The 24,149-nt window shown below is 61.4% G+C and carries 16 protein-coding genes, 1 tRNA gene and 1 riboswitch; of the genes, 3 read left to right on the forward strand and 14 right to left on the reverse strand.

Annotated elements, in window-relative coordinates:
* Nucleotides 1-110 precede the first annotated feature (110 nt).
* From AC3WP7_RS06720 to ltaE, 5 genes are all read right to left on the reverse strand, one after another.
* A tRNA-Ser gene (locus tag AC3WP7_RS06720) sits at nt 111-201 on the reverse strand.
* Between the two features lie 62 nt (nt 202-263).
* Nucleotides 264-452, reverse strand: a complete 189-nt coding sequence (csrA, locus tag AC3WP7_RS06725; RefSeq protein WP_003175645.1) for a carbon storage regulator CsrA — start codon at nt 450-452, stop codon at nt 264-266.
* Nucleotides 453-626: 174 nt separating this feature from the next.
* Nucleotides 627-1,868, reverse strand: a complete 1,242-nt coding sequence (locus tag AC3WP7_RS06730; protein WP_092242470.1) for an aspartate kinase — start codon at nt 1,866-1,868, stop codon at nt 627-629.
* 95 nt (nt 1,869-1,963) lie between these two features.
* Complete coding sequence (gene alaS, locus AC3WP7_RS06735) at nt 1,964-4,582, reverse strand: alanine--tRNA ligase (protein ID WP_093128197.1); 2,619 nt, start codon at nt 4,580-4,582, stop codon at nt 1,964-1,966.
* Between the two features lie 146 nt (nt 4,583-4,728).
* Nucleotides 4,729-5,733 (reverse strand): low-specificity L-threonine aldolase, encoded by a 1,005-nt coding sequence (gene ltaE, locus AC3WP7_RS06740; RefSeq protein ID WP_102592254.1) that lies wholly within the window; start codon nt 5,731-5,733, stop codon nt 4,729-4,731.
* A 191-nt stretch (nt 5,734-5,924) separates the two neighbouring features.
* Nucleotides 5,925-6,094, forward strand: a riboswitch (FMN riboswitch).
* Between the two features lie 96 nt (nt 6,095-6,190).
* On the opposite strand from ltaE, the gene AC3WP7_RS06745 reads away from it, so the two are divergent.
* Together AC3WP7_RS06745 and AC3WP7_RS06750 are read left to right on the forward strand one after the other, a co-directional pair.
* On the forward strand, nt 6,191-6,703 hold the full coding sequence (locus AC3WP7_RS06745; RefSeq protein WP_092242461.1) for a 6,7-dimethyl-8-ribityllumazine synthase: 513 nt from the start codon (nt 6,191-6,193) through the stop codon (nt 6,701-6,703).
* A gap of 116 nt (nt 6,704-6,819) precedes the next feature.
* Nucleotides 6,820-8,268, forward strand: a complete 1,449-nt coding sequence (locus AC3WP7_RS06750; RefSeq protein ID WP_093128202.1) for a M91 family zinc metallopeptidase — start codon at nt 6,820-6,822, stop codon at nt 8,266-8,268.
* On the opposite strand, the gene astE is transcribed toward AC3WP7_RS06750, so the two are convergent.
* The 7 genes from astE to AC3WP7_RS06785 all read right to left on the reverse strand — a co-directional run bounded on the left by astE (nt 8,265) and on the right by AC3WP7_RS06785 (nt 16,003).
* Nucleotides 8,265-9,269 carry a succinylglutamate desuccinylase gene (gene astE / locus AC3WP7_RS06755; RefSeq protein ID WP_092242455.1) on the reverse strand — a complete coding sequence of 335 codons (1,005 nt, stop codon included), beginning with the start codon at nt 9,267-9,269 and terminating at the stop codon, nt 8,265-8,267. The two genes, AC3WP7_RS06750 and astE, sit on opposite strands and share 4 nt — an antisense overlap.
* 11 nt (nt 9,270-9,280) lie before the next feature.
* The gene (locus AC3WP7_RS06760) at nt 9,281-9,571 is read right to left on the reverse strand and encodes a hypothetical protein (protein WP_003214319.1); all 291 of its coding nucleotides are present in this window, start codon (nt 9,569-9,571) and stop codon (nt 9,281-9,283) included.
* A 26-nt stretch (nt 9,572-9,597) separates the two neighbouring features.
* Nucleotides 9,598-10,944, reverse strand: coding sequence for an N-succinylarginine dihydrolase (gene astB, locus AC3WP7_RS06765; protein WP_092242452.1), 1,347 nt, complete (start codon nt 10,942-10,944; stop codon nt 9,598-9,600).
* Between the two features lie 87 nt (nt 10,945-11,031).
* Nucleotides 11,032-12,501, reverse strand: coding sequence for a succinylglutamate-semialdehyde dehydrogenase (astD, locus tag AC3WP7_RS06770; RefSeq protein WP_172963327.1), 1,470 nt, complete (start codon nt 12,499-12,501; stop codon nt 11,032-11,034).
* Nucleotides 12,498-13,523, reverse strand: a complete 1,026-nt coding sequence (gene astA, locus AC3WP7_RS06775; RefSeq protein ID WP_092242443.1) for an arginine N-succinyltransferase — start codon at nt 13,521-13,523, stop codon at nt 12,498-12,500. The genes astD and astA overlap by 4 nt, the downstream gene beginning before the upstream one ends.
* Before the next feature lie 51 nt (nt 13,524-13,574).
* On the reverse strand, nt 13,575-14,594 hold the full coding sequence (gene aruF, locus AC3WP7_RS06780) for an arginine/ornithine succinyltransferase subunit alpha (RefSeq protein WP_027607766.1): 1,020 nt from the start codon (nt 14,592-14,594) through the stop codon (nt 13,575-13,577).
* Nucleotides 14,595-14,782: 188 nt separating this feature from the next.
* Complete coding sequence (locus tag AC3WP7_RS06785) at nt 14,783-16,003, reverse strand: aspartate aminotransferase family protein (RefSeq protein ID WP_092242440.1); 1,221 nt, start codon at nt 16,001-16,003, stop codon at nt 14,783-14,785.
* A gap of 286 nt (nt 16,004-16,289) precedes the next feature.
* Here AC3WP7_RS06785 and AC3WP7_RS06790 point away from each other — a divergent pair, with 286 nt between their 5' ends.
* Nucleotides 16,290-22,187, forward strand: a complete 5,898-nt coding sequence (locus AC3WP7_RS06790) for a dermonecrotic toxin domain-containing protein (RefSeq protein WP_102592252.1) — start codon at nt 16,290-16,292, stop codon at nt 22,185-22,187.
* A 9-nt stretch (nt 22,188-22,196) separates the two neighbouring features.
* Here the strand turns inward: AC3WP7_RS06790 and AC3WP7_RS06795 are convergent, their stop codons facing one another.
* Nucleotides 22,197-23,177, reverse strand: coding sequence for a GlxA family transcriptional regulator (locus AC3WP7_RS06795; protein WP_102592251.1), 981 nt, complete (start codon nt 23,175-23,177; stop codon nt 22,197-22,199).
* A gap of 206 nt (nt 23,178-23,383) precedes the next feature.
* Nucleotides 23,384-24,148 (reverse strand): ABC transporter ATP-binding protein, encoded by a 765-nt coding sequence (locus AC3WP7_RS06800; RefSeq protein ID WP_003214336.1) that lies wholly within the window; start codon nt 24,146-24,148, stop codon nt 23,384-23,386.
* Nucleotide 24,149: the final 1 nt, after the last annotated feature.

The following is a 24,149-nucleotide window of genomic DNA, read 5'->3' on the forward strand; positions in this document are numbered from 1 at the left end:
GCATTTGTTGCCGCGCATTATAGGCCGTTCAATCTCTATGTAAAGCTATTTTTTCGAGTAATTTCAACAACTTACCGAAAAAACCAGATTGCAACGTACTAAGCAAATAATGGCGGAGAACGGGGGATTCGAACCCCCGACACCCTTTTGAGGTGTACTCCCTTAGCAGGGGAGCGCCTTCGGCCACTCGGCCAGCTCTCCGCAACACGGGGCGTATATTAACCACGTTCATCCCCGTTTGCAAACATAAAAAACGATAAAAATTAAAGGCTTGGTTCTTCGTCCTTCTCTTTCTTGATCCGCAGGTAAATTTCCTCGCGGTGCACCGCTACCTCTTTCGGAGCGTTAACCCCGATACGTACTTGATTGCCTTTGACGCCGAGCACGGTCACGGTGATTTCGCCATCACCGATAATCAGGCTTTCTGCGCAACGACGAGTCAGAATCAGCATACCTTTCTCCTCACGCATTTCAGTTCAGGAACAACAGTCTGCAAAAAAAAGGCCTTCGACCTACAACCCAAAGGCCATAGCCCTACCGCCTAAGTATTGTCGAGCGCGCGCAAAAGAACATGCGCCCGACAAAAAAAGGAAAGGCGCGGTAAACCGCGCCTTCCAGGCACTGCGTCACTCGCCCTGTCGGGCCGGAGCGTCCAGCTCAAAAGCGGTATGCAGAGCGCGTACAGCCAGCTCCAGGTATTTCTCTTCGATCACCACCGAGACTTTGATTTCCGAGGTGGAGATCATCTGGATGTTGATGCTTTCCTTGGCCAGTGCCTCGAACATGCGGCTGGCAACGCCGGCGTGGGAACGCATGCCCACGCCCACGATCGACACCTTGGCAATCTTGGTATCGCCGACCACTTCACGGGCGCCGATTTCCTTGGCAGTGTTCTGCAAGATCCGCTCGGCCGCATCGTACTCGTTGCGGTGCACAGTGAAGGTGAAGTCGGTGGTGTTATCGTGCGAAACGTTCTGCACGATCATGTCGACTTCGATGTTCGCACCGCTGATAGGACCCAGGATCTTGAACGCCACGCCCGGGGTATCCGGCACGCCACGGATAGTCAGCTTGGCTTCATCACGGTTGAAAGCGATACCGGAAATGATCGGCTGTTCCATGGATTCCTCTTCATCAATAGTAATGAGGGTGCCCGGACCCTCTTTGAAGCTGTGCAATACGCGCAGCGGAACGTTGTACTTGCCGGCGAATTCCACCGCACGGATCTGCAACACCTTGGAACCAAGGCTGGCCATTTCCAGCATCTCTTCAAAGGTGATCTTGTCCAGGCGCTGGGCCACGGACACCACACGCGGGTCGGTGGTGTAGACGCCATCCACATCGGTGTAGATCTGGCATTCATCAGCCTTGAGGGCCGCTGCCAGCGCCACGCCGGTGGTGTCCGAACCCCCACGCCCGAGGGTGGTGATGTTGCCCTGCTCGTCCACACCCTGGAAGCCTGCTACAACTACCACGCGCCCGGCTTTCAGGTCCGTACGGATTTTCTGATCGTCAATCTGCAGGATACGCGCCTTGGTATGCGCGCTGTCGGTGAGGATGCGCACCTGGCTGCCAGTGTAGGACACCGCCGGTACACCGCGCTTATTCAACGCCATGGCCAGCAACGCGATGGTCACCTGCTCGCCGGTGGACACGATCACATCCAGCTCACGCGGCAGCGGCTGTTGGTCACCGCTGACTGCCTTGGCCAGATCGATCAGGCGATTGGTCTCGCCGCTCATGGCCGACAGCACCACCACCAGGTCGTCGCCGGCATCGCGGAACTTCTTAACCTTGTCGGCCACCTGCTCGATTCTTTCGACAGAGCCGACCGAGGTGCCTCCAAATTTCTGTACGATCAAAGCCATTTCTAAGCCGCCTCAGCCCGTAAAGGGGCGCCTAATATCCAATCAACCAGCACCACACCGGCCCGTGACTAGACCACGGGCCGGTTAACAGTGCCTTAAATACCTGCCTCGACAAACGGCACGGTCAGGGCCAGGGCCGCGTCCAGGGCACCGGCGTCTACACCACCGCCTTGCGCCATGTCCGGACGACCACCACCCTTCCCGCCCACTGCCGCGGCGGCTTGCTTCATCAAATCACCGGCTTTGAGTTGGCCAGTCAGGTCCTTGGTCACACCCGCAACCAGAACGACCTTTTCCTCATGGACACCGCCGAGCAGGATCACTGCGCGGCCGAGCTTGTTCTTCAACTGATCGACCAAGGCCAACAGCGCCTTGCCGTCCTGGCCGTCCAGGCGTGCAGCCAGGACTTTCACATCCTTGACGTCCACCGCCGAAGCCGACAGGTCGTCGCCAGCCGCACTGGCCGCCTTGGCCTGCAACTGCTCCAGCTGTTTCTCCAGGGCGCGGTTGCGCTCCAGCACAGCGGACAGCTTGTCGATCAGGTTGTCGCGGCTGCCCTTGACCAGGCTGGCCGCTTCCTTGAGTTGTTCTTCCGCCGCATTCAGGTAGGCCAGGGCCGCAGCGCCGGTCACCGCTTCGATACGACGCACGCCGGAGGCTACGCCGCCTTCGCTGATGATTTTCAGCAGGGCGATGTCACCGGTCCGGTTGGCGTGGATACCGCCACACAGTTCCACCGAGAAGTCGCCGCCCATGCTCAGTACGCGCACGCTGTCGCCGTACTTCTCGCCGAACAGCGCCATGGCGCCCTTGGCCTTGGCGGTCTCGATATCGGTTTCTTCGGTTTCTACCGCCGTGTTCTTGCGAATCTCGGCGTTGACGATGTCTTCCAGGGCCTTGATCTGCTCAGGCTTGATCGCTTCAAAGTGGCTGAAGTCGAAACGCAGGCGCTGGCTGTCCACCAACGACCCCTTCTGCTGCACGTGCTCGCCCAGAACCTGACGCAGCGCGGCGTGCAACAAGTGCGTGGCCGAGTGGTTCAGCGATGTGGCGTGGCGCACGTCGGCGTCCACCTGGGTTTCGACCGACGAACCGACAGTCAGGCTGCCCGACGCCAACACACCGTGGTGCAGGAACGCACCGCCGGTCTTGGTGGTATCACGCACATCAAAACGACCCGAAGTCGCCTTGAGGAAACCGCAGTCGCCAATCTGGCCACCGGATTCGGCGTAGAACGGGGTCTGGTCCAGAACCACAACACCGTCATCGCCTTCATTCAGTACATCAACCGACTGGCCGTCCTTATAAAGGGCAACCACTTTGGCCGAACCGCTGGTGGCCTTGTAGCCGGTGAATTCAGTGGCTACGTCAACCTTGACCAGGCTGTTGTAGTCCATGCCGAACGAGCTGGCCGACCGTGCGCGCACGCGCTGGGCTTCCATCTCACGCTCGAAACCTTCCTCGTCGAGGGTCAGGTTGCGCTCACGGGCGATGTCGCCGGTCAGGTCCATCGGGAAACCGTAGGTATCGTAGAGCTTGAACACCACGTCGCCCGGCACCACGGAGCCTTGCAGGTTGGCGAGGTCTTGCTCGAGGATCTTCAGGCCCTGCTCCAGGGTCTTGGCGAACTGCTCTTCTTCAGCCTTGAGCACGCGCTCGATATGCGCCTGGTTCTGCTTGAGTTCCGGGAAGGCTTCGCCCATCTCGGCGACCAGCGCCGCGACGATCTGATAGAAGAAACTGCCGTTGGCGCCCAGCTTGTTACCGTGACGGCAGGCACGACGGATGATGCGACGCAGCACGTAGCCACGGCCTTCGTTGGACGGCAGCACGCCGTCGGCAATCAGGAAGCCACAGGAACGGATGTGGTCAGCCACTACCTTGAGCGAGGCCTGGTCTTCATTGGTGCAACCAATGGCCTTGGCCGCAGCGGCCAGCAGGCTCTGGAACAGGTCGATCTCGTAGTTGGAGTGCACGTGCTGCATCACCGCACTGATCCGCTCCAGGCCCATGCCGGTATCCACCGACGGCGCTGGCAACGGATGCAACACGCCATCGGCGGTGCGGTTGAACTGCATGAACACGTTGTTCCAGATCTCGATGTAACGGTCGCCGTCTTCTTCCGGCGAGCCCGGTGGGCCGCCCCAGATGTCAGCGCCGTGGTCATAGAAGATCTCGGTGCAAGGGCCGCACGGGCCGGTATCGCCCATGGTCCAGAAGTTGTCGGACGCGTACGGCGCGCCTTTGTTGTCGCCGATGCGCACCATGCGCTCAGCCGGCACGCCGACTTCCTTGGTCCAGATGTCATACGCTTCGTCATCGCTGGCGTAGACGGTGACCCAGAGTTTTTCCTTCGGCAGCTTCAGCACGCCCGTCAGGAAGGTCCAGGCGAAGTTGATCGCGTCTTGCTTGAAATAATCGCCAAAGCTGAAGTTGCCGAGCATTTCGAAAAAGGTGTGGTGGCGAGCGGTGTAGCCGACGTTTTCCAGGTCGTTGTGCTTGCCACCGGCGCGTACGCATTTCTGGCTGCTGACGGCGCGGGTGTAGGCGCGCTTTTCCTGGCCCAGGAAGCAGTCCTTGAACTGGTTCATCCCCGCGTTAGTGAACAGCAGGGTAGGGTCATTGCCTGGGATCAAGGAGCTGGAGGAGACACGGGTGTGACCTTGCTCTTCGAAGAAGCGAAGGAAGGCTTCACGGATTTCTGCGCTTTTCATTAGGTTCTTCCACGGAGGCTGCGGCCAAAGGCCAGTGCGCAACATCATCAGACGGAGCGACGGCAAAGGGCCGCATTATATCGGCCCTTTGCCGGTGGTACAGCGTGTTTATGCGATAGAGAGGCTCAATTAGACGGTCTGCACAGTCATTTGCGCGAAAATTCGACGAATGTCGCGAGCACTTGCTCGACCTGCGCCCGGCTCACATCCAAATGAGTGACCATGCGCAAGCGTGGTGCGGCGCTCAGCTTGATCCCGCGTTCGGCGGCAAACGCCTTCAAGGCCTGGGCCTGGTCGCCGATCTGCACATAGACCATGTTGGTCTGCACCGGCTCCACCTCGTAACCCGCCTTGCGCAACTCATCCCCCAGCCATTGCGCATTGGCATGGTCGTCGGCCAGGCGCAGCACCTGATGATCCAGAGCGTACAGCCCCGCTGCTGCCAGGGATCCGGCCTGACGCATGCCGCCGCCGACCATCTTGCGCAAACGCCGGGCCTTGGCGATCAGCGCCGTTGAACCGCACAGCACCGAGCCGATCGGCGCGCCGAGGCCCTTGGACAGGCACACCGACACAGAATCGAAATGCCGGGCAATCTCCCGTGCGTCCACCCCCAGCTTCACCGCTGCGTTGTAGAGCCGTGCGCCATCCAAATGCAGGGCCAGGCCATGCTCCCGGGTAAACGCGCGGGCTCTGGCCAGGTACTCCAGCGGCAACACCTTGCCCTGCATGGTGTTTTCCAGCGCCAACAGACGGGTACGGGCAAAGTGGAAGTCGTCAGGCTTGATTGCCGCCAGCACCTGGTCCAGGTCCAGCGAGCCGTCCGGCTGGACTTCCAGCGGCTGCGGCTGGATCGAACCGAGCACGGCTGCCCCGCCACCTTCGTATTTGTAGGTGTGGGCCTGTTGGCCGACGATGTATTCCTCGCCGCGCTCACAGTGGGCCATCAACGCCAGCAGATTGCTCATGGTGCCGGTGGGCACGAACAACGCGGCGGCGAAGCCCAGGCGCTTGGCCAGTTCCGCCTCCAGCCGGTTGACGCTGGGGTCTTCGCCATACACGTCGTCACCGCTGGCGGCAGTGGCCATCGCGTCGAGCATGCCGGGGGTGGGTTGGGTCACGGTGTCGCTGCGCAGGTCGATCACAGACATGAAACAAGCCTCTCGAGGGTTCAGTAAGGTCCTTTTGTGAGTGATTACTGCGGGCAACGCCACGCAATATCAAGCCCCAACTGCATTCAATCGAATACCAACCAAACAAACCGATATAGCTTATCGATATCGCGGTCGTGCAGTTTTCGAAAAACCGTGTTAAAAACTCTCCGCCGCCAGGGTTCTGGCGGCAACGTTCTCAGGGCGGGGTGCAATTCCCCACCGGCGGTAATTACACGCAATGTGTATAGCCCGCGAGCGCTTGGCGCCTCGAACTGCTCACGCAGGACGGCGACAAGGTCAGCAGACCCGGTGTGATCCCGGGGCCGACGGTCATAGTCCGGATGAAGAGAGAACGGGATTGGCACCTGAGGGCCGCGCACGATGTGTGCTTGCGTACCCTTAAATCCCATTCGATTCATAACGCCCTGTTTTTTTCTTAAACAGGAGTCAGAACATGCAACCCACCGCAATCGACAGCAAAGCCAAGCACCATCACGGCGAACGTATCGCGTTTATCCAGGCTTGCTGGCACAAGGAAATTGTCGACCAGAGCCGTAAAGGCTTCCTCGCCGAGATCATCGCCCAGGGCTACCAGGAATCGGATATCGACTTCTTCGAAGTCGGCGGCGCCTTTGAAATGCCGCTGCACGCCAAGCTGCTGGCCAAGACCGGCCGTTACGCCGGTATCGTCGCCGCCGCGCTGGTGGTGGACGGTGGCATCTACCGCCACGAATTCGTCGCCCAATCGGTGGTCAGCGGCCTGATGCAGGTGCAGCTGGAAACCGAAGTGCCGGTGTTCTCGGTGTCCCTGACCCCGCATCACTTCCACGCCGGCAGCGAACACCAGACCTTCTTCTACGAGCACTTCGTGCACAAGGGCCAGGAAGCTGCACGTACGTGCGCCGACACGCTGAAGAAAGTCCGCGCGATCCGTCGCAGTGAAGAGCCGCAGAAACTGGCGGTCTGACGTTGTTCCAAACGCCCCGTTCTTTAGTGCGGGGCGTTTTGATCTAGATAAGTACCGCCCCGCGCCAGGGCACATGCGGTCTAGTGAGGCATCCCCTTACTAAAGAGCATTACCGCATGACCACGCATCCGTTCCATACCTTTGATACTGCTGGCTACGTCCGAATCAATGGCAGTACCCAGCCAAGCACGCCACATGAGTTAATCCATGACGGTGACGGCATCGAAATTTTCCGGCAATCGAACCATGCAACCCTGCGTGACCAACTCGTGTTCGTCATATCCGGACCGAGCAAAGTCGACGTATTCGTCGACGAGCACGACGCCGACGCCCAGGTAACGCAGACCCTGATCGTCAGAATCAACGATGAACAGGGCTTTATCGTCAAGCCCGCTTCAAACACTCAGGTAATGACGTTCCTTACCAGCGAGGGAAACGACGAGATAGGTCTCGGCCCACATATTGTGAACCCATGCGTCGTCCATGCCGGCGGCGGCCATGACGAGATCGACAGCTCTGCCCATCACGCGTCTATCTTCGGCGGTGAAGGGGATGATCATATTACCGTCATCGAAGGCAAGTGCTACGCCGACGGTGAAGAAGGCGACGACCATCTTTACTCAATGAACGACACCCCTGTCACCTTCCATGGCGGACCCGGCAACGACACGCTCGAAGGCAGCCGGCATACCGCTCTCTCGTTTATTGATGGCGGCGAGGGGGATGACGTGCTGATTGGCGGTGGCGGACCGAATGTACTGGTTGGCGGCCCGGGTGATGACCGGATCGAGGCAGGTGACGGCCACAACGTGATTTACACCGGTGATGGCTATAACCAAGTGGAAAAACTCAAACCCACCGACATCACTTACCACAATGTCAAAAGTGACCTGACGGTTGACCACACGAAGATAAGCTACGAAGAGCTGGATAAATTTCCACAGGGAGAGCTGGCATCCCGCGCTATCCATGTTGAACCGCGGCCGCTCAACCCGGCAGCCTTCACCTTCTCAGGCAGCACCGAATTTATTGAGCGCACCAAAGATGACATGCGGCTGCTGCTCGCCTCCCCCACTGGGCAAAGTTTACTGAATCAATTGGAAAATGCGGCATTGGCCAGCGGTAAACCCATCGAAATCAGTGAGCTACTTTCAGACACAGACGCGCACTTCATTCCAGGAGACGCCGCCGGTGCAGCCGGCGCGTACATCAACAACGGCCAGACCGGCACACCGTGCTACGGAGGCAGCATCAGCTACAGCCATCTGGATGTGGCAGGGGACACGCCAAGCGTCGTCACCCTGTTCCATGAACTGTGCCACGCCTATAACTACATGACCGGCACCTTGCTGCCGGGCACCAGCGCACAATTCATACCCGGCAGTCTGCTGCCCCCTACCCAAGTGCCGAACACCGAGCTGCAAGCAGTTGGTCTACCGACAACTGCAGCGCCGTTCGACTTCGACGGCGACCCAGGCACACCGCCCACCAGCACCAACCCGCAGGCCTTCAGCGAGAACGGCCTGCGCATCGAGCTGGGCCTGCCGCCACGCACCCGCTATTAAGCGAGGCCTTCCTCGCCACAGGGCACAATCAGAATCCCCGCCCGAAGACCATTCTTCACCTTCGGGTTGGGGAAGATAATGCGCGCGCCCTCCTCCTCGATCACCCAGCGGGTCTTGGCCACGTCTTCGGCCAGCAGGTAGCCCTGGGCCAACGGCGAGAAGTTTTCCACGTCTGCCGGCAGGTGCAGCAGGAAGGCGTCGCTGTGCTTGATGACTTCACGGGAGACGGCAAACAATTGCAGGCCGTCGAGGCTGTCAGTCGTCGGCTCGGTGCCTTCGATGATTTGCTTGAGGCGTGTTTCCAGGCGGGACACGTCCACGCCCTGGTTTTGCCCGAACGGCCGCGCCTTGCCCAATTCCAGGGTGAACGCCTCGGCATCGAGTTGTTCGTAGGTAAACGCGGTGAACGTGATTGAGGTCTTGTTCTGCAGCAGCACTGCTTGCATGCCGGCAGCGTTCAGGCGCGCCAGCTCATGGCGTGAATGCTGGCGACCTTCTTTCCACGGGTACAGGGCAAACTGCTCGATCTTCGAACCACGAATGGCCGTGTGCAGGTCGTAATGCAGGCGTGAGCGGCCCGGCAGGCTGAAAAAGCTGCGGGCCAGTTGCTCCAGCTCGGCGGCGCGCATGGCCTCCGGGCCGATGTTTTTTTCATGCCGGCCGTTGAACAGCCGGTTGACGTCCAGCTCGAGGTAACGCTCGCCGCGGCGCATGGCCTCGGGGTTGCCGAACAGGAACAGAATACGGGTACGGGGCTTGATCTCCCCACGGGCAATACCATGCAACAGGCGGTCGAGCAGTTCGATCGGCGCGGTTTCGTTGCCATGGATGCCGGACGACAGCAGCAGGTCGCTGCCGTTGTCCTTCGCTTCAGGCGGGCGCACTTCGAGTGCGCCCTCGCTGAGCCAGCGCATCTGCACGCCGTCGACAGTCAGTTGAATTTTTTGCGCCGGTTCACGACCGGCGAGGGTCAGTTCAAGCAGTTTGCCAAGGGCGAGCATACGCAGCTTCCTTAGTGGTTGCAGCCTGGGCCATGGACGTGATCGTCGTCATCACCTTCAACATCGGCCGGTTCCATTTCAAGTTGCAGGCTCATCAGGTTGGTGGCCAATGGGCGCATCAGCAGGTTGGCGTATTCGGCGTCGCCCTCTTCCACGTCCACGCCGATCAGCAGTTGGCCACGGCCGTCGTGCTGGATCCAGATTTCCTTGCCCTGCCAGACCACGGCGACGCGGGTGCAGGAAGTTTCCAGCTGGGTGCCGTCGGTGTCTTCAAGAATCAGTTTCAGGGTGTCGGTGGTCATAATAGATAGTTCTCAGCCGTACGGCGTTAATTGATCTGGAAAGGATAAACCGCGCCCAGTTTAAGGATTTGCGTCAGTTCATCCAGTGCCGTCCGGCACTCAAGCAGCAATTGTGGATCAGCCAGGTCGCTTTCGCGCAGGCTGTCACGGTAGTGCTTGCCGACCCACTGGGTCAGGGTGTCGTACAACGGCGCGGTCATGATAACGCCTGGATTCACCGCCGCCAGCTCCGTTTCGTTCAAGGCCACGCGCAACCGCAGGCACGCCGGGCCACCGCCGTTCTGCATGCTTTGCTTGAGGTCGAACACCTTCACTTCGCGGATCAGGCCGCCGGCAGCGGTCAGGTTTTGCAGGTACTGCCAGACGCGTTCGTTGGCGCGGCATTCTTCCGGCACGATCAGCAGCATCGAACCATCGGCGCGGCTCAGCAGCTGGCTGTTGAACAGGTAGGAACGCACCGCGTCCTCGACACTGACCTGGGCGCGGGGCACGCACACCGACTGGAAGTTGCCGCCCAGCCTGGCCAGTTTGCCTTGCAGCTCGCCGAGCATCTGTTCGGTATGGAGGAACGCGTCCTCGTGATAGAACAGCACTTCGCCGTTACCCACCGCGATCACGTCGTTGTGGAACACGCCGGCATCGATCACCGCCGGGTTCTGCTGGGCGTAGACCACGCCGTCATCCTTCAAACCGTGCAAGCGCGCGACGGCCTGGGAGGCTTCGAGGGTCTGGCGCGCCGGGTACTTCTGCGGCGCCGGGTAGCGGGGGTCGAACGCGCTGCGACCAAACACGAAAAACTCGACGCCCGCCTCTGCGTACTCACGGCAGAAACGCGTGTGGTTAGCCGCACCTTCATCGCCAAACTGCGCCACGGCGGGCAACGCGGCGTGATGGGCGAAGTGCTTCTGATCGGCAAACATCGCCCCCAGCACACGACTGGTGGTCGGGTGTTCGATGCTGCGGTGGTACTTGCAATTGAGGTTGGCGGCAGTGAAATGCACGCGACCATCCGCCGTATCGGCACTCGGGCTGACGGTGGCGGCGTTGGCCACCCACATGCTCGACGCGGAGCAACTCGCGACCAGCAACGGCATCGCGTCTTTGGCCGCCTGTTGGATCACTTGCGCGTCGGTGCCGCTGAAACCCAGGTTGCGCAAGGCGGCCACGTCAGGACGTTCCTGGGGCGCCAACACACCTTGTACAAAGCCCATGTCCATCAGGGCTTTCATTTTCTGCAGGCCCTGCAACGCAGCTTCCTTCGGGTTGGAATGCTGCTGGCTGTTGCTCTGGGACGCGACGTTGCCGAAGGACAAACCGCCGTAGTTATGGGTCGGCCCCACTAGACCGTCAAAATTGACTTCATAGGATTTCATCGGCGAGGCTCCACGAACATCTGTTTTTATAAGCAATCTTCAGTACTACAGAAATCCAATGTGGGAGGGGGCAAGCCCCTCCCACATTCAGTTCAGTGTGATGCCGGGGGTCAGCGTGGCAGGCACCACCAGGCTCGGGGTCTCAAGCGAGGCCACCGGGTACGCACAATAATCCGCAGCGTAGTAGGCACTGGCACGGTGGTTACCCGACGCCCCTACCCCACCAAACGGTGCCGTACTGGCGGCGCCGGTCAGCTGTTTGTTCCAATTGACGATACCGGCGCGGCTTTCCAGCCAGAACTGCTGGTAACGCGCTTCGGAATCCGACAACAAGCCCGCGGCCAGGCCGTACTGGGTGTTGTTGGCCTCGGCAATCGCCGCTTCGAAGTCAGCGTAGCGGATCACCTGCAACAAGGGGCCGAACAGCTCCTCGTCTTCGCGCTCGGTCACACCGGTCACGTCGATGATGCCCGGCGTGAGCAACGCGGCCTGGTCCTGTGGCTGGGTCATCTCCAGCAGCGCTACGGCGCCATTGGCCAACATCAATTCCTGGGCGTCCATCAAGGCTTTGGCGGCGCCAAGGGAAATCACCGAGCCCATGAACGGCGCCGGTTGCTGGTCGAACGCACCGACTTCGATCGTCGCGCTGACCGCCACCAGACGCGCCAGCAACGTATCGCCCCAGGCGCCTTCCGGCACCAACAGGCGACGGGCACAGGTGCAACGCTGGCCAGCCGAGATAAAGGCTGACTGGATGATGGTGTAGACCGCCGCATCCACGTCGGCCACCTCGTCGACCACCAACGGGTTATTGCCGCCCATTTCCAGGGCGAGGATCTTGTCCGGGCGGCCGGAGAACTGCTGGTGCAGATGATTGCCGGTGCGGCTGGAGCCGGTGAAGAACAACCCGTCGATGCCGGGGTTGGCCGCCAGGGCGATGCCGGTTTCCCGCGCGCCTTGCAGCAGGTTCAGCACGCCCGCCGGCAGGCCGGCTTCAATCCAGCACTGCACAGTCAGCTCAGCGACTTTAGGGGTAAGTTCGCTCGGTTTGAACAGCACGGTGTTACCCGCCAGCAAGGCCGGGACGATATGCCCGTTCGGCAGGTGACCAGGGAAGTTGTAAGGGCCGAACACAGCCACCACACCATGGGGTTTGTGACGCAATACGGCGGTGGCATCGCCCAGCGGGCCGCTCTTCTCGCCGGTCCGCTCGCGGTAGCTTTGTACCGAGATGGCGATCTTGTTGGCCATGCTGGTGACTTCGGTGGCCGACTCCCACAGTGGCTTGCCGGTTTCCTCGCCGATGCAGCGGGCGATTTCGTCGGCGCGGCGTTTCAGGGTGGCGGCGAAGGTTTCCAGCACGTGGATGCGCCCTTCCAGCGGGCGCCTGGCCCAGGCCGGGAATGCCTGGCGCGCGGCCTGCACGGCGGATTCGACCTGCTCGGCGGTGGCGCCATTGCCGGCCCACAGCACCTGCTGGGTCACCGGGTTGCGCGACTCAAACAGCTCACCCTGGCCAGCCAGCCAGCTACCTGCGATATACAGCGAATTCATTATTTCGACTCCCGAGCAGCGGACAACGGTACGGCACGCACTTGATCACCCACCACCAAGCGCAGACGCTTGGCGGTCTGTGGGTCGACCACCAGGGTTCCGGCTGCCAGGCGGGCCGGGGCAGCGGTGATGCGGCAATCTTCGCGTTTGCGGTTATGGATCAGGAACGGCGTAGCGTCGTCACCTGGGGTGCCGATCGCCAAGACCAGTGTTTCGCTGTCGCGAACGGCACGGATCTTCTGGGTCTCACACTCCACCGCAGGTCCCGCATCGAAGATGTCGACGTAGCCCTGGTAGCTGAAGCCTTCGCTCTTGAGCATGCTCAGCGCCGGTTCGGTGTCCGGGTGGACCTTGCCTATCACGTTGCGCGCATCTTCGGAGAGGAAGCAGCTGTACAGCGGAAACTTCGGCATCAGCTCGGCGATGAATGCCTTGTTGCCCACGCCGGTCAGGTAGTCGGCCTGGCTGAACTCCATCTTGAAGAAGTGGCGACCCAGGCTTTCCCAGAATGGCGAACGCCCGGCGTCGTTGGACACCCCGCGCATCTCGGCGATGATCTTGTTGCCGAACAATTGCGGGAATTCCGCGATGAACAGCAGGCGCGCCTTGGCCAACATGCGACCGTTGAGGCCGCTGCGATAATCGGCGTGCAGGAACAACGAGCACAGTTCGGAATTGCCGGTGAGGTCGTTGGCCAGGAACAGCGTCGGAATTTCGCGATAGATGTTCAGCTCCTGGGAAGCGCTGACGGTCAGCCCGACCCGGAAGTTGTACCAGGGCTCACGCAGGCCGACGGCACCGGCAATGGCGGAAATGCCCACCACACGGCCTTCGTCGTTTTCCAGCACGAACAGGTAGTCGGCATCGCCGCGCCCGGCGTCGCCGCGAAAGGTTTTTTCCGCCCAGCCCACGCGGTGGGTCAGGCGCTCTTCGTTGGCCGGCAAGGTGGTGAGGCCGGTGCCGGTGCTGCGCGCCAGATCAATCAGGGCCGGTAAATCGCTGCTGCGTACGGGACGAACGATCATGCTATCTCCTCGAACGGGCCGCTGTTGTCAGCCACCCGCGAAACTCTCTTTTTAAACCGCAACCAGGCGCACGCTCGCGCCTTCGCCAACACCCAGGGCTTCGGCCGCTGCCAGGTCCAACGTCACCGGTTTACCCGGCGCATAGTCCAGCTCCAGCATCACCGCACGGTAGTCCTGCAATTGCGCGTTGCTCACCAGGTACTGGCGGCCGACGCCCTTGGCCATCTCGCCGATCTTCACCGGCACCACGCGGCTCTGGGCAATCGAGCGAATGCCCGAGACCCGTGCGTGCAGCGTCGGGCCACCGTCGAAGATGTCGATGTAGTGGTCGGTCTCGAAGCCTTCGCGCATCAAGATGTCGAAGGTGATCTGCGCACGCGGGTGCACCTGGCCCATGGCTTCCTGGGCTTCGTCCGGCAGCAGCGGCACGTAGATCGGGTAATGCGGCATCAGCTCGGCGAGGAAGGTGCGGCTTTTCAGCCCGCACAGACGCTCGGCGGCGGCGTAGTTGAGGTCGAAGAAGTTGCGGCCGATGGCGTCCCAGAACGGCGAGTCACCGTTCTCGTCGCTGTAGCCGACGATCTCGGTCACCACCGAGTCGGCAAAGCGCTCGGGGTGGCTGGCGACGAACAGCAGGCGGCCACGGGAATTGAGTTCCGACCACGGCGAACCGACCAGCTCGGGCACCACGTAGAAACTGGTGAGCAGGCTGTTACCGGTGAGGTCGTGGCACTGGGAAAGCACGTGGATCTTGTTGTGGATCTTCAGCTCGCGGGAGGCGTGCACGAAGGTCTCGTTACGGAAGCTGTAGAACGGCTCGGAGTAACCGGCCGACGCGACTATGGCCGAGCAACCGGCGAGCTTGCCGGTCTCGGTGTCTTCGAGCACGAAGAAATAGCTTTCTTCACCGTTGAAGCTCACCTCGGCGGCGAAGGACGCTTCGCTCGCGGCGATCTTGTCGCTCAGGCGTTCCACATCGTCCGGCAAGGAGGTGACACCAATCGGGCTGTCCGCAGCCAGACGCTGTACCTCGCCCAGATCAGCCATTTGCGCGGGGCGCATCACCAGCATGGTGTCACTCCTTAACTCGAAAAACTCATAGGAAAAAATACCGGACAGTTGCTGATTCAACGCAGGTCAAATGTGGGAGGGGGCTCGCCCCCGATAGCAGTCTGTCAGTTGATAAATCAGGTGGCTGACCCATCGCTATCGGGGGCAAGCCCCCTCCCACATGACACGGTCCGGCAAATAAGTGTGTATCAGGCTTGCGTCAGCGTTTTCACTGCACGTTCAAAACGGTCCAGGCCTTCGTTGATGTCCGCCTCTTCCACCACCAGGCTCGGCGCAAAACGCACCACATCGGGGCCGGCTTGCAGGATCATCAGGTTCTCTTTCTCGGCCGCGTTGAACACGTCCTTGGCCTTGCCTTTGAACGCATCGCTCAACACGCAACCGAGCAACAGGCCCATGCCGCGCACTTCGGTGAAGATCCCGTATTGCTTGCCGATCTGCTCCAGGCGCGCCTTGAACAGGTCGTGCTTGGCGTTCACGCCAGCCAGCACTTCGGGGGTGTTGATCACGTCGATCACCGCCTCGGCCACCGCGCACGCCAGCGGGTTGCCGCCGTAGGTGGTGCCGTGGGTGCCGACTACCAGGTGCTTGGCCAGGTCTTCACGGGTGAGCATGGCTGCAATCGGGAAACCGCCGCCCAGGCTCTTGGCGCTGGTGAGGATGTCCGGCGTCACGCCGTAGTGCTGGTAGGCAAACAGGTGGCCGCTGCGACCCATGCCGGTCTGTACTTCGTCGAACACCAGCAAGGCGTTATTCGCGTCGCACAGCTCGCGGGCGCCTTGCAGGTAGGCCAGTTCGGCCGGCAGTACGCCGCCTTCGCCCTGGATCGGCTCCAGCACCACAGCGCAGGTCTTGTCCGACACGGCGGCTTTCAGCGCAGCCAGGTCGTTATAAGGAACGTGGGTGATGCCGGTGATTTTAGGCCCGAAGCCATCGGAGTACTTGGACTGGCCACCGACGTTGACGGTGAACAGGGTGCGGCCGTGGAAGCTGTTCAGCGCGGCGATGATCTCGTACTTCTCGGTGCCGAAACGGTCGAACGCGACGCGACGGGCCAGCTTGAACGCGGCCTCGTTGGCTTCGGCGCCGGAGTTGCAGAAGAACACGCGCTCGGCAAAGGTGGCGTCGATCAGCTTGTGCGCCAGGCGCAGCGCCGGCTCATTGGTGAACACATTGGATACGTGCCACAGCTTGTTGGCCTGTTCGGTCAGCGCGCCAACCAGCGCCGGATGGGCATGGCCCAATACGTTGACCGCGATGCCGCCGGCAAAGTCGATCAGCTCACGACCGGCCTGGTCCCACACGCGGGAACCTGCGCCACGCACGGGGATGAAGGCGGCAGGTGCGTAGTTGGGAACCATGACCTGGTCGAAATCGGCACGTTGCACCGGGGCTTGCTCAACGGACATCGGAGTCTCCTGAAGAGGAACGCCTGCCTGAAACTGGCGGGCGATGCAGGGATTGTAAGGACAGTTTTCAGTAGGGCCTTGTCGCCAAGCGACAACTTCTTATAGCGCCAACCCGCGTTTTACGTGGGTTTACGCCAATGCGACAAATAGCATCGCAATGGCGCAGTTTAAACGCTGTCGCACAATTACGTGAGACCTGTGCGCACGCTCGGCATAACTATCTAAAGGCCGGTGCGCGCAGGTGACTGATTAACTCGTGGTTTTCAAGCCCTCCATGGATGTGAGCATGACGACCCCAACGCCCCCGGCACCCGCAATCACCCAAAGCAGCCATCCCGATCGCCACTACGAACCCTTGACCCGCGCACTGCCGGCCTGGCTCGGCAACGCGTCCGCCAGCAAGCGCTCCGCCCTCAAAAACGCCACGCCCCTGCCCCTGCCTGCCACCGACGCTGCGCAACAGGCAACCCTCAAGCAGCTCAATGGCGCCCACTGGCACGCACAGAACCGTGTCGACCAGGCCCTCAAGGACCTCCAGGACGCCAGGACCTACTCCATCCCCTTGCTCAAAGACGCCTTGAAACGTCAATCCGGCCTTGAACTGGATGTGGAAACCACGTTTATCCGCCTCTACATCCCCCAGACCATCCCCTGGTTTACGGTACGTTCCGGCGGGGCGCGCGCCTGGACCGTGTCCCTGCTGGACGCCGCGCTGCATAACTTCGAACACAAAGAGACCCTGGCGGATGCCTATGAGCCGGACTCCACCTACATCACTCAACCCGATGCCAACGGCCAGTTCGACACATTGCCCGCCATCAAGCGCCGCCTGCCCATCGCGGCGTTCGCCCAACTGTGTCGCGACCTCGACCTCGGCGCGCGCTATATGGGCTACCTGCGCGAGCAACTCGGCGTCGACCACCCGGTCGCCGGCGCGGTGCTGCAAGCCAAGGTCGACGCCAGCCAAAAAGCCGCTCTGCGTGCGGCGGTACAATTGGCGCGGATCCGGGGCGACATCCAGGAAGACTATGCACGGTTGATCGAAGGCCTGATCGACGGGCTTTCCGGCATGCGCCTTGGCTCAAGCGCCGTGCACATACATGACTTCAGCATGATGGAGGCCCCCCTCACCGGCATCCTGCTCTTCGCCCCGGACCTCGAAAACACCCGCACGGTGCAACGAATGGTGGCCTATGTGCCGGACGACCCGGAACATCCGCTCAAGGAGTACCCCTCCCCCCTGGCCTTCAAGCAGGAACTGACCCGACAACTGCGCGCCGCCGATTACCAGGTGTTTTTCAGCCGATTCGTCGCCCACGAGCACCGCGGCGCGTTTTTCGCCGACCTGGGCCAACGCCTGGAAAAAATCACCTGGCATCCCAGTGAATACGGCAGCGGCCTGGCGCCCTGGCGCGCCGACCCCACCGACGATCCGTCATTGCAGTTCACCGCCAGCCCGATTCTCATCGCCCCCTGGGACTACCTCTACCAGTCCAGGCTCAACCAGTTGCTCAACGACGCCCGCACCCTCGCCGTCGCCACCGCGACCGTGGATCGCAATGCGCGATGGGCCTTGTGGGACAGCTTCGTCAACGTCGCTTCGTCCATCGTGAATGCAGCGTTGCTGGTGGTCGCACCGTTTATTCCGGGGCTGGGGGAATTGATGCTCGCGTACATGGCCTATCAACTGCTCGACGACGTGTTCGAAGGCATTGTCGACTGGGCCGAAGGACTTGACCGCGAGGCCTTCGCACACCTGATGAACCTGCTGGAGAGTGCGGTTCAACTGGGGTTGTTCACGGCGGGCGGGCAGATCGGCGTACCCGAGTTGCGCAAGCTGATGTCGCCGCAGACCCTGGCCTTCATCGATCGCTTCAAACCAGTCACCCTCGCCAGCGGTGCCCGCCGTTACTGGAAACCCGACCTGGCTCCCTATGCGCAAAACCTGCAGTTGCCGCCGAACCTGGGCATCGACGAACTGGGCCTGCATGCCGTGCGCAAGGAATCGATCCTGCCGCTGGAAGGCTCGTTGTACGCCGTGCAGAAGTCTCCTGGAGACGGACAGTACCGGCTCAAGCACCCGAGCCGGGCCGACGCCTATCAACCGCTGCTGATCCATAACCAGACGGGCACCTGGCGTACCGAACTCGACCAGCCGTTGCAGTGGCAAGGCCCGGATTTGCTCGGCCGTCTCGGCCATCGTGCGCAAGGCCTCAGTGACGCCGACCGGCAACTGGCCATGACCCTGAGCGGTACCGACGAAGCCATCCTGCGCAAGATGCACCACAACAGCGAGCCGCTGCCGCCGCTGTTGGATGATGCCCTGGCGCGACTCAGGATCGAGCGGGAACTGGACACCTTGATCGAACGCCTGAGCAGCGATGACCCGGCACTCTACAACCGCATCGCCGCCCAGGACCTGCTGCAACTGCTCACCGCCAATGGCGCCTGGCCGCACACCCGGGGCTTGCGCTTTCTGGATGATCAGGGCCGCGTGGTCTGGACCTTTGGCGACCAGACCAAGCCACTGGTACAAATACACGAAGCGCAACTGAGCAACGGCGATCTGCTCAAGACCGTGTTGCAGACACTGACCCCGGAAGAGATCCGTGCACAATTCGGCGAGCGTGCCAGCGACCCGCAACTGAGCCTGGAAACCCGCACGCGCAACCTGAGAAAAACCCTTGCCGGGATCGCCCGCAAGCATCGCGTCGCACTTTTCGACTCACGCTACGGGCCCTTGCAGCACGCCGAACACCCCCAAGCCCGACAGTTGGCCGATGAAGCCCCCGGCTTGCCGGCCACCGTCGCCGAGCGATTGCTGAGCCAGGCCACCGGTGAAGAGCTGCTTGAGCTGCAAGCCGAGCGCACACCGCCACGCCTGGCGCAGTTGGCGCAGGCGGCGCTCACCGAAGTCCGCCTGAACCGCGCCTACGAAGGGCAGCACCTGGACTCACAGGTCAACCTCGACACCGACCTGCTGGCCTTGAGCGCATTGCGGGTGCTGCCAGGCTGGTCCACGGAGATCAACCTGCAAGCCCTGCACCAGTCCATCGACGGCGAGGCCTGGCACAGCGTCGGCCCTGACGACGCACCGATCCGCCGCAGCCTGGTGCGCCTGGACAGCGGTCGCTACGTGGCCTACGACGAAAAAGGCCCCCTGTGCGGCGAGACCGACCTGTACTCGGCCATTCTCCATGCCCTGCCTGACGCCCAGCGTGAGCAGCTGAACATCGACATTCATCAAGGCCACGAACTGCGCGAGCGCCTGCGCCAACGCCCGCCGCCGCGCGACGAAATGCGCGTGCTGCTGGGGGGCGACACTCCCGAACCGGCCACCGAGACCCTGCAACTGCTCGGTCACGATGCCGGCTACGCCCACCAACCCGCCATCGAGGGTGGTCCGGCGAGTCTGCATCAGCGCGCACGCAGCCTGTACCCAAGCCTGGACGACAGCCAGTTGCACGCGCTCATCCAAGACTGGCAGGCACACCCTGGCGGAGCGGCAGCCAAGCTCGCGCAACTGGCCGAGGAATATGCGCGACTGGACAGCGACTTGCAGGCCTGGCAAGCCGATGTCCCTCACCATCACCCGGTGACGGGACAAACCTTGTACCGGTGGGAGCGCCAGTTGGAAAAACAGAATCGCACCGCGATGGCCCATCGGCTCAAAGCGGCCTGGCGGCGTGAAACAGTGATCGACAACTACTACGAAGACCCGGCGCGGGACGGCCACACGCTCAAGCTCAATGGCAACATCCTGGGCGAGATGCCACGACTGCAAGCCAATTTCGATCATGTCTCTCTGCTGTCCCTCAACGGATCAGCCAACTTGAACGGGGTGTCCTCGTTCCTGGGCCACTTTCCCAAACTGCGCCAACTCAGTGTCATCAACACGCCTCTACGGGGCCTGCCTCAGGAGATCACGTCGATGCCGGACCTGAACGCCCTGCAACTGAACACCTGCCAGATCGCCCTCACCCCGCAAAGCCAGGCGCAGTTGGCCGCCATGCACCAGATGCGCTCGCTGGACCTGCACGGCAATCCGTTGGGTCTTGTCCCCAGCGTCGAAACAATGCCCGACCTGGTCGCCCTGGACTTGTCGCGCACCAATATCGACCGCCTGCCGGCCGGCGTGCTCAGCCATCCGGAGCTGCAAGTCGCCCTGTTGAGCAACAACCGGATCAATCACTTGCCAGATGGCATTTTCCAGCTTGCGCCTGAATCCAGCTTGCGCTTCGACCTCTCGCGCAACCCGCTGAACCGCGAAACCCTTGAAAGGATCAAGGCCTATCACCAGCGGCACGGCACCCGCTTCGAGGCCAGCGCCTTGCAGGCCGACCGGCGCGACGCCAAGCTATTGTTTCCGAAATTCAGCGAAGAGCAGATCAACCGATTCATCTTCAACCTGCCCGGCGATATCGAAGCGGGACGACGGGAGCTGGCACGGCTGGCAGGCGACTACCAGACGCTCACGGGCGAGTTGCAGGCCTGGGCCCAGGCACCGGCGCTTCCCGAGCTGGAAACGGCGCGCAGGGCGGCGCTCAAAGACCTGCTGGAACGAAGCTGGCGGCGCGAAACCCCGCAGCAGACCCAGATAGGCTCCCTGGAAATTCCCGCCACCCTGGCAGGCGAACTGCCGCAACTGAGCATCACGTTCGACCACATCGGCGGGCTTCGCATACAAGGCAACCAACGGCCCCTGCACCTGGATCAGTTCCTGCGCAGCTTTCCCAATGTTCACGCGCTCTCCATACAGGACGCACCGATGGGGGACCTGCCGGCCTCGTTGCTCAGCCTGCAACACCTGGAATTCCTGAGCCTGCCCGGATGTTCGATCATGTTGTCGGCCTCATCCGCGCAAGGCCTGGAAGGCATGAAGGGGCTGACGTTCCTGGACCTGAACCATAACTCCTTGGCGCACACACCCGACTTCAGCCAATTGCCCAGCCTGCGCCGGGTGCTGTTGCGCAATACCGGCCTGCGCGAGGTGCCGGCGGGTCTGCTGCGCAGCGATCAGCACGTCACGGTGGACCTGAGCAACAATGCGATCGAAAACCTGCCCCCGACCGCCTTCACATTGCCCAGCACTGCGGTGCGAGGCATTGATCTGTCGGGAAATCCGTTGTCCAAGCCGACGCTGGAACAGGTCAAGACCTATTGCCAACGCACCGGCGAGTTCTTCAAGGCAGAAGCCAACCCTGGCGAGCGCGAACGTATCCAACAGCTTTACCCCACCTTCGTCGACAGCGAAATCAATCGGTTCATCTTCAAACTGCCTGGCGACATGGACGCCGTTACCAACCAAATCAGCCTGCTCGAAGAGGAATACCGGCAATTGGGCACCGACCTCAACGAATGGGTGTTGGATGTCCCGACCCATCACCCGATTCTCGGCACGCTGATGGATGAACAGGCACGCGCCGAACAACAGTTGATCCGGCAGGATTTCAAGACCCTGCTCGAGCAAGCCTGGCGTTTTGAGAGCATCGAAGACGAAGAGAGCCTGGACGAAGAGGTGACCCACAGTTTGATACTCGATACCCCAATACTCGGGGCCCTGCCGCAACTGCGTGCGCGCTTTAATCACGTGTCCACTTTCGAACTGATCGGCGACGGCATCACGACCCAGGTCGATGGCACACTCGGCAGCTTCCCCCAGCTGGAGACACTGGCCCTCAACAAGTGCTCACTGCAAACCCTGCCCACCTCGATATTCAACATGCCCAAGCTGTCCTCTCTGGACCTGTCCGAATGCAACATTGCGCTTTCACCGCAAAGTGCCCGCGCACTCGGGGACTTGAAAGATATTGAGTTCATCGACCTGAGCAACAACCCCCTCGGCCACGCACCGGATGTGAGCCAGCTTCGTCAATTGAGCTCACTGCACCTGCGCAATGCTCAACTGCATCACGTCCCCGAAGGTGTGTTCCAGGAGTCGTCGGTGTTGCGCACCCTGGACCTGAGCAACAACCACATCGAACAGTTGCCGGCGTCTCTCCTGGAAATTTCATACTCCCTCGACAGCGATTCGGACCTGCGCGGCAACCCGTTGTCGCCACACAGCCTGGCGTTGCTCAGGGAGTACTACCGGCGTACAGGGTTTGCTTTCCATGTCGAGGCCGCCAGGCAGGACGCCGAGGGCAACCCACTGACCCCACCCTTGGGTCGGGAAGAAGAGTGAAGCCTGTATTCAGCCGCGTTCCGACGGCACCGACGACAGCTCGAACGGGCTGCTACTGCGCCGCTGGTTGCGGTCTTCACGGGGGGTGGCGCCGAAGAAGTTGCGGTAGGCGCTGGAGAAATGCGGCCCCGAGGAGAAGCCGCACGACAGGCCGATCTGGATGATCGACTTGCTGGTTTGCATGAGCATCTGGCGGGCCTTGTTCAGGCGCAGTTCCAGGTAGTACTGGCTGGGGACGCGGTTGAGGTATTGCTTGAAGATGCGCTCGAGTTGTCGTCGCGACACGCACACGTGCTGGGCAATTTCGTCGGTGGTCAGCGGTTCCTCGATGTTGGCTTCCATCAGCAACACCGCCTGGGTCAGCTTCGGATGGCTGGAGCCCAGGCGGTTCTGCAGCGGGATGCGCTGGCGCTCGCCGCCTTCGCGGATGCGCTCCACCACCAGTTCTTCGGAGACCGCGCCGGCCAGTTCGGCGCCGTGGTCACGGGCCAGCACCGCCAGCAGCAGGTCGAGCACCGACATGCCCCCGCAGGCGGTGAGACGGTCGCGGTCCCAGTCGAACAGATGGCTGGTGGCGATGACCTTGGGGAAACGCTCGGCAAAATCATCCTGCCAACGCCAGTGCACGGCGGCGCGGTAGCCGTCGAGCAGGCCGAGCTGGGCAAGCGGATAGACACCGGCCGACAGACTACCGATCACACACCCGGCCCGCACCAACTGCTTGAGCGCCGTGCTCAGTTGCGAGGCAATGACGGTGGGTGGTTCATCCGCCAGCAGGAACAGCTTCTGGAAACCTTCGAGCTTGCCAGCCCACGGCTCGCCCGGCAGTTGCCAGGCATTGCCAGTGGGAGGTTCGGCCTGCAGGAACGACAGCTCGTAGACCACCTCCGGATGCACCCGCTGGGCAACGCGCAAGGCCTCCTCAGCCAGCGCAAGCGTCAGGGCTTTTGTGCTGGGCCAAATCAGGAAACCAATTTTGTGGGCGGTCATGGGAGTGCTATCCGAAGCCAGTAACAGTAATGAAGACAAGGGCCAATGCTAGCCCGTAATCGAGTACAAATCTCAAAAACGATGCATATCCAATGTGGGAGGGGGCTTGCCCCCGATGGCGGTGTGTCAGATAAACACGTCTAACTGATATACCGCTATCGGGGGCAAGCCCCCTCTCACAGGGGTTACCTATTCACAGGAGGTCATTATTTCAGGCTGCCGGACAGGAACTGTTGAAGGCGCTCGGACTGCGGGTTCACCAGCACTTCCCGCGGGTTGCCACGCTCTTCGACGATGCCTTTGTGCAAGAACACCAACTGGTTCGACACCTCACGGGCAAAGCCCATTTCGTGGGTCACCACCACCATGGTGCGGCCTTCCTGGGCCAGGTCCTGCATCACCTTGAGCACTTCACCGACCAGTTCCGGGTCCAGCGCCGAGGTGGGTTCGTCGAACAGCATCACCTCCGGCTCCATCGCCAGGGCGCGGGCGATGGCCACGCGTTGCTGCTCGCCGCCGGACATGTGGCCGGGGAACGCATCCTTGCGATGGCCCACGCCGACCTTGGCCAGGTAGTGTTCGGCTTTTTCACGGGCGTCTTTCTTCGACATGCCCAGCACGTGCACCGGCGCTTCCATCACGTTTTCAAGCGCGGTCATGTGCGACCACAGGTTGAAATGCTGGAACACCATGGACAGGCGCGAACGCATGCGCTGCAACTGTTTAGGATCGGCAGCCTTCATGGCGCCGTCCTTGTTGGCCACCAGCTTCAACTCTTCGTTGTTGAGCAGGATCTTGCCGGCGTGGGGTTGCTCCAGCAGGTTGATGCAGCGCAAAAAAGTACTTTTGCCCGAACCACTGGAACCGATGATGCTGATCACATCACCGGCCGCAGCGGCCAGGGACACTCCTTTGAGCACTTCATGACTGCCATAGCGTTTATGCAGGTCTTGGACTTCAAGTTTGTACATG

The sequence above is a fragment of the Pseudomonas sp. FW305-3-2-15-C-LB1 genome, from assembly GCF_058787615.1.

What these genes read in the sequence shown, in the direction of transcription:
- csrA (WP_003175645.1), bottom strand. Translation starts at nt 452, where the DNA reads ATGCTGATTCTGACTCGTCGTTGCGCAGAAAGCCTGATTATCGGTGAT.
- AC3WP7_RS06730 (WP_092242470.1), bottom strand. Translation starts at nt 1,868, where the DNA reads ATGGCTTTGATCGTACAGAAATTTGGAGGCACCTCGGTCGGCTCTGTC.
- alaS (WP_093128197.1), bottom strand. Translation starts at nt 4,582, where the DNA reads ATGAAAAGCGCAGAAATCCGTGAAGCCTTCCTTCGCTTCTTCGAAGAG.
- ltaE (WP_102592254.1), bottom strand. Translation starts at nt 5,733, where the DNA reads ATGTCTGTGATCGACCTGCGCAGCGACACCGTGACCCAACCCACCCCC.
- AC3WP7_RS06745 (WP_092242461.1), top strand. Translation starts at nt 6,191, where the DNA reads ATGCAACCCACCGCAATCGACAGCAAAGCCAAGCACCATCACGGCGAA.
- AC3WP7_RS06750 (WP_093128202.1), top strand. Translation starts at nt 6,820, where the DNA reads ATGACCACGCATCCGTTCCATACCTTTGATACTGCTGGCTACGTCCGA.
- astE (WP_092242455.1), bottom strand. Translation starts at nt 9,269, where the DNA reads ATGCTCGCCCTTGGCAAACTGCTTGAACTGACCCTCGCCGGTCGTGAA.
- AC3WP7_RS06760 (WP_003214319.1), bottom strand. Translation starts at nt 9,571, where the DNA reads ATGACCACCGACACCCTGAAACTGATTCTTGAAGACACCGACGGCACC.
- astB (WP_092242452.1), bottom strand. Translation starts at nt 10,944, where the DNA reads ATGAAATCCTATGAAGTCAATTTTGACGGTCTAGTGGGGCCGACCCAT.
- astA (WP_092242443.1), bottom strand. Translation starts at nt 13,523, where the DNA reads ATGATCGTTCGTCCCGTACGCAGCAGCGATTTACCGGCCCTGATTGAT.
- aruF (WP_027607766.1), bottom strand. Translation starts at nt 14,594, where the DNA reads ATGCTGGTGATGCGCCCCGCGCAAATGGCTGATCTGGGCGAGGTACAG.
- AC3WP7_RS06785 (WP_092242440.1), bottom strand. Translation starts at nt 16,003, where the DNA reads ATGTCCGTTGAGCAAGCCCCGGTGCAACGTGCCGATTTCGACCAGGTC.
- AC3WP7_RS06790 (WP_102592252.1), top strand. Translation starts at nt 16,290, where the DNA reads ATGACGACCCCAACGCCCCCGGCACCCGCAATCACCCAAAGCAGCCAT.
- AC3WP7_RS06795 (WP_102592251.1), bottom strand. Translation starts at nt 23,177, where the DNA reads ATGACCGCCCACAAAATTGGTTTCCTGATTTGGCCCAGCACAAAAGCC.
- AC3WP7_RS06800 (WP_003214336.1), bottom strand. Translation starts at nt 24,148, where the DNA reads ATGTACAAACTTGAAGTCCAAGACCTGCATAAACGCTATGGCAGTCAT.